Consider the following 6,063-nt stretch of genomic DNA (forward strand, 5'->3'; position numbering starts at 1 on the left):
GTGCGGCTATGACGTCGCTGGTCTGTTCGCCGCCGGCGGCACCGGCGAGTTCTTCTCGCTGACGCCGACCGAGGTCCCGCAGGTGGTCAAGATCGCCGTCGACGAGACCAAGGGCCGCGTGCCCGTGCTCGCCGGCACCGGCTACGGCACCGCGATCGCGCGCGAGATCGCGATCGGCGCGGAAAAGGCCGGCGCCGACGGCCTGTTGCTGCTGCCGCCCTATCTCACCCATTCCGAGCAGGACGGCCTTGCCGCCCATGTCGAGGCGGTCTGCGCTTCCGTGAAGATCGGCGTCATCGTCTACAACCGCGACAACGCCATCCTCCAGCCCGACACGCTCGCCCGCCTCGCCGAGCGCTGTCCGAACCTGGTCGGCTACAAGGACGGCATCGGCGACATCGAGCTGATGACCCGCGTCTACACCAAGCTCGGCGATCGCCTGACCTATATCGGCGGCCTGCCGACCGCGGAGACCTTCGCGCTGCCCTATCTCGACATGGGCGTGACGACCTATTCCTCGGCGGTGTTCAACTTCGTTCCGGAATTCGCCATCAATTTCTACGCCGCCGTGCGCAAGCGCGACCATGAGACGATCCATGCCGGTCTGAAGGATTTCATCCTGCCGCTGATCGCGATCCGCAACCGCAAGAAGGGTTATGCGGTCTCGATCATCAAGGCCGGCATGAAGGTGATCGGCCGCGATTCCGGCCCGGTCCGCCCGCCGCTCACCGACCTCACCGAGCAGGAGGTCGCGGAACTGACCGCGTTGGTGAAAAATCTGCCCGCCATTCGATCGACACAACAGGCGGCAGAATAACAGACGACAACAGGGAGGAGCGTGCGATGGCCCAGACTGACGTCTCTGGTGCACCGGTCGTCACATCGATGCAGGTGATCCCGGTCGCGGGCCGCGACAGCATGCTCCTCAACTTGAGCGGCGCACATGCGCCGTTCTTCACCCGCAACATCGTCATCCTCACCGACAATGCCGGTCACACCGGCGTCGGCGAGGTGCCCGGCGGGCAGAAGATCTGGCAGACGCTCCAGGACGCACGCGATCTCGTGATCGGCAAGACCGTCGGCGCGCTCAACAACATCCTGGCCGACATCCGCACCGCCTTCGCCGACCGCGACGCCGGCGGCCGCGGCAAGCAGACATTCGACCTGCGCGTGATGATCCATGCCGTCACCGCGGTGGAGTCCGCGCTGCTCGACCTGCTCGGCCAGCATCTCCGGCTCCCCGTGGCGGCGCTGCTCGGCGAGGGCCAGCAGCGCAACAGCGTCGAGACGCTCGGCTATCTCTTCTTCGTCGGCGACCGGCGCAAGAGCAAGCTCGATTACGTCAAGGGTGAGACCGGCAAGCCGGAATGGTTCAATCTGCGCCACCAGGAGGCGATGACGCCGGCGACGGTGGTGCGGCTTGCGGAAGCCACCCACGACCACTACGGCTTCGCCGACTTCAAGCTCAAGGGCGGCGTGCTGCGCGGCGAGCAGGAGATCGAGGCCGTCACCGCGATCGCAAAACGCTTCCCCAACGCCCGCGTCACCCTGGACCCCAACGGCGCCTGGTCGCTCGACGAGGCAATCGGCCTCTGCAAGGACATGCACGGCATCCTCGCCTATGCCGAGGATCCCTGCGGCGCCGAGGCCGGCTTCTCCGGCCGCGAGATCATGGCCGAGTTCCGCCGCGCCACCGGCCTGCCGACCGCGACCAACATGATCGCCACCGACTGGCGGCAGCTCTCCCATGCGCTGCGCCTCGGCGCGGTGGACATTCCGCTCGCCGACCCCCATTTCTGGACCATGCAGGGCTCGGTGCGCGTCGCCCAGACCTGCCGCGACAACGGCCTGACCTGGGGCTCGCACTCCAACAACCATTTCGACATTTCGCTCGCCATGTTCACCCATGTCGGCGCCGCCGCCCCCGGCAAGGTCACCGCGATCGACACCCACTGGATCTGGCAGGATGGCCAGGCGCTGACCAGGGAGCCGCTCCGGATCACCGGCGGCAAGATCGCGGTGCCCGACAGGCCGGGCCTGGGCATCGAAATCGACCGGGCAGCCATCGAAGCCGCGCATGACCTCTACAAGCAGCATGGACTTGGCGCCCGGGATGACGCTATTGCCATGCAGGACTTGATCCCGGGCTGGACGTTTGACGACAAGCGCCCGTGCCTCGTGCGTTAGAAAATTCGGAGGACGATAGATGACGGCAATCCTGAAGAACTTCATCGGCGGCGAGTGGGTCGACGGCTCCGGCGTCACCAAGAATATCAACCCCTCCAACACCAACGACCTCGTCGGCGAGTACGCCAAGGCCGACAAGGCGCAGACCGAGAAGGCGATCGCCGCCGCGAAAGCCGCCTTCCCCGCCTGGGCGCAGTCGACGCCACAGGTGCGCTATGACGCGCTGAACAAGATTTCCCTCGAAATCCTCGCCCGCAAGGAAGAGCTCGGCCGCCTGCTCGCCCGCGAGGAAGGCAAGACGCTCCCCGAGGGCATCGGCGAGGTCGCCCGCGCCGGCCAGATCTTTGCGTTCTTCGCCGGCGAAGCGCTGCGCCTGATCGGCGAAAAGGGCGCTTCCGTCCGTCCCGGCCTCGACGTCGAGCTCACCCGCGAGCCGGTCGGCGTCATCGGCATGATCACGCCCTGGAATTTCCCGATCGCGATTCCGGCCTGGAAGATCGCGCCCGCGCTCTGCTACGGCAACACCGTCGTGTTCAAGCCGGCCGAACTGGTGCCGGGCTCGGGACATGCGCTGTCCGAGATCATCACCCGCTCCGGCATTCCGGCAGGCGTGTTCAACCTCGTGGTCGGCTCCGGCTCGGTGGTCGGCCAGACCCTGCTCGATCATCCGGATGTCGCCGCGATCTCCTTTACCGGCTCGGTGCAGACCGGCCGCAAGATCGCGCAGGCCTGCGTGCTCTCGAACCCGATGAAGAAGTTCCAGCTCGAGATGGGCGGCAAGAACCCGCTGGTGGTGCTCGACGACGCCGATCTCAAGACCGCCGTCGAGGTCGCCGTCAACGGCGCCTATTTCTCCACCGGCCAGCGCTGCACCGCCTCCTCGCGCCTGATCGTGACCGAAGGCATCCATGACCGCTTCGTCGCGGCGGTGGCCGAGCGCCTGAAGGGGCTGTCGGTCGACGACGCGCTCAAGGCCGGCGTGCATATCGGCCCGGTGGTCGACCAGAGCCAGCTCGACCAGGACCTGCGCTACATCAAGATCGGCCAGGACGAGGGCGCCAAGCTTGCCTTCGGCGGCGAACTGCTCAAGCGCGAGACGCCCGGCCACTACCTCCAGCCGGCGCTGTTCACCGAGGCCAACAACAACATGCGCATCGCGCGTGAGGAGATCTTCGGCCCCGTCGCCGCAGTGATCCGCGCCAAGGACTACGACGAGGCACTGGCGATCTCCAACGACACCGAGTTCGGCCTCGCCTCCGGCATCTGCACCTCGAGCMTGAAATACGCCTCGCACTACAAGCGCAACAGCGAGTCCGGCATGGTGATGGTCAATCTGCCGACCGCCGGCGTCGACTATCACGTGCCGTTCGGCGGCCGGAAGGGCTCGAGCTACGGCGCCCGCGAGCAGGGCTCCTATGCGCGCGAGTTCTACACGACCGTGAAGACGGCCTACACCTATCCGGGTTAACCACGGGGAAGATATCGTAGGGTGGGCAAAGCGAAGCGTGCCCACCGCTTACGTTCGGTGTGAAGCATGGTGGGCACGGCGCGTTGCGCCTTTGCCCACCCTACGACTTCAGCTTCTGAGGCAAAGCCAATGGACCAGTCAGTCGCAGCGAAAGAGCAGCCCCGCTACATCAAGCTCAACGAGCGCGACAATGTCGCGATCGTGGTCAATGATTTCGGGCTCCCCGCCGGCTCCCGCTTTGCCTGCGGGCTGACGCTGCGCGCCTTCGTGCCGCAGGGGCACAAGACGGCGCTGGTCGACATCGCACAAGACCAGCCGATCATCCGCTACGGCGAGGTGATCGGCTACGCGCTTTCGCCGATCCTGGCCGGTGAATGGGTGGACGAGGCGCGCATCCGCATGCCGGAGGCCCCAGCGCTGGACAAGCTCGAAATCTCGACCGCCGTGCCCGCGCCCCTGCCGCCGCTCGAAGGTTTCACCTTCGAAGGCTTCCGCAATCCGGACGGCTCGGTCGGCACCAAGAACATCCTCGGCATCTCCTCCTCCGTGCAATGCGTCAAGGGCACGATGGAATATGCGGTGAAGCGCATCCGCGCCGAGCTGCTCCCAAAGTATCCGAACGTCGATGACGTCGTACCGCTGACCCACGCCTATGGCTGCGGCGTCGCGATCAATGCCCCCGATGCGGTGGTTCCGATCCGCACGCTGCAAAACATCGCGCTCAACCCGAATTTCGGCGGCGAGATTCTGGTCATCAGCCTGGGATGCGAAAAGCTCGCGCCCGAGCGGCTGGTGCCGGAAGGGATCAGCGATGCCATCGTGCGGATGCAGGACGAGGCCTTCGACGGCTTTGGCGCCATCGTCGACGCCATCATGACCCAGGCCGAGGCGCGCCTGAAGATCCTCAACGCGCGCACCCGCGAGACCTGCCCGGCGTCCGACCTCGTGATCGGCCTGCAATGCGGCGGCAGCGACGCCTTCTCCGGCGTCACCGCGAACCCCGCCGTCGGCTTCGCCGCCGACCTCTTGGTGCGCGCCGGCGCCACCGTGATGTTCTCGGAAGTCACCGAGGTGCGCGATGCGATCCAGCTGCTCACCCGGCGCGCCATCAATGAAGACGTCGGCCGCGCGCTGGTGCGCGAGATGGCCTGGTACGACTCCTATCTGGCCCGCGGCGGCGCCGACCGCAGCGCCAACACCACGCCCGGCAACAAGAAGGGCGGGCTCGCCAACATCGTCGAAAAATCATTGGGCTCGATCGTCAAGTCCGGCTCATCCGCGATCACCGGCGTGCTCGCACCCGGCGAGAAGGCGACGCAGAAGGGCATGCTGTTCGCGGCCACCCCCGCCTCCGACTTCATCTGCGGCACGCTCCAGCTCGCCTCCGGCATGACGCTGCAGGTGTTCACCACCGGCCGCGGCACGCCTTACGGCCTTGCGGCAGCGCCCGTCATCAAGGTCGCGACCCGCAGCGAGCTGGCACGGCGCTGGAAGGACCTGATCGATTTCGACGCCGGCCGCATCGCCACCGGCGAGCAGACCATCGAGGAAACCGGCTGGGACCTGTTCCGCCTGATCCTGGATGTCGCCAGCGGCCGTATCAAGCCGTGGTCGGACCGCTGGGGCATCCACAACGACCTGACGCTGTTCAATCCGGCGCCGGTGACCTGAAGGCCGGCGGCGGCGAAACAATCCTGAAACACTTCAGCGAAGCATTTCGTCTTCGCTTCATTGCGCGCGAATCACGCAACCAAATATCTCCGCCGACGGTGACCGAACGTTCGCATACGAGCGAACCTGTCGCGTCCTCGCCGCGACCAAACCTCCGATTGCCATCTTCCACGGAGATTTTCCCATGCGCGTTCTTTCGATGATTGCCGTTCTCGGCACGATGATTGCGAGCTCGTCCGGTGCATTCGCCACCGAGCTTCCCTCCTACGAAGTGACGTCGTTTCCGATCTCGGCGACGCAAGTCCAGGTCCTCGGCGGCGCCGGCGTCGAGGAGCAGTCGGCCGCGCCCGCGATGATCGTCGCGGGCATGCCCGCCTCGCCTGCGCAGATCTCGGTGCTGTCGCCGCGCGTCAAGCGGCTCGCGAGCGCCAACGCGACCAGCGAAGAACGCTGAGATAGTTTCCGACCCCGGCTGTCCCTTGCCGGGGTCGTCGCTCTCGCCGTCAGCGTGAGATATAGCCTGCTGCGATCGGCTTGAACCGATAGATCAGATACGGCGTCTTGTTTTCCGCCTTTCCGCCATGGAACATGGCGGCTGCGGATACCTGAGACGCGGACACGTACATGTACCCGTCGGCAGAGGCAGTAATCCCGTCCGGCCACACCATGTCTGGATCGCTCAGATAGGTGCGATACTTCCGATCGGTCCCGACTACACCAATCGACTTGGTCTCGAC

5 protein-coding genes and 1 pseudogene are annotated in these 6,063 nt (G+C 65.9%); 5 read left to right on the forward strand and 1 reads right to left on the reverse strand.

Going from position 1 to position 6,063, the window contains the following annotated elements; genetic code table 11:
• The 5 genes from kdgD to ACXJL8_RS31020 form a co-directional block, all read left to right on the forward strand.
• On the forward strand, positions 1–817 hold an 817-nt coding region (gene kdgD / locus ACXJL8_RS31000), incomplete at its 5' end, for a 5-dehydro-4-deoxyglucarate dehydratase (RefSeq protein WP_456686151.1).
• Positions 818–843: 26 nt separating this feature from the next.
• Positions 844–2,187, forward strand: coding sequence for a glucarate dehydratase (gene gudD, locus ACXJL8_RS31005; RefSeq protein ID WP_456622075.1), 1,344 nt, complete (start codon positions 844–846; stop codon positions 2,185–2,187).
• 19 nt (positions 2,188–2,206) lie between these two features.
• Positions 2,207–3,655, forward strand: a complete 1,449-nt coding sequence (locus ACXJL8_RS31010; protein WP_456686152.1) for an aldehyde dehydrogenase family protein — start codon at positions 2,207–2,209, stop codon at positions 3,653–3,655.
• 129 nt (positions 3,656–3,784) lie between these two features.
• On the forward strand, positions 3,785–5,326 hold the full coding sequence (garD, locus tag ACXJL8_RS31015; RefSeq protein ID WP_456622077.1) for a galactarate dehydratase: 1,542 nt from the start codon (positions 3,785–3,787) through the stop codon (positions 5,324–5,326).
• A 184-nt stretch (positions 5,327–5,510) separates the two neighbouring features.
• The gene (locus ACXJL8_RS31020) at positions 5,511–5,780 is read left to right on the forward strand and encodes a hypothetical protein (protein WP_456622078.1); all 270 of its coding nucleotides are present in this window, start codon (positions 5,511–5,513) and stop codon (positions 5,778–5,780) included.
• Between the two features lie 49 nt (positions 5,781–5,829).
• Here ACXJL8_RS31020 and ACXJL8_RS31025 read toward each other — a convergent pair.
• A pseudogene (locus ACXJL8_RS31025) lies at positions 5,830–6,063 on the reverse strand (hypothetical protein); the annotation flags it as partial.

It is taken from the genome of Bradyrhizobium sp. P5_C11_2, assembly GCF_054049755.1.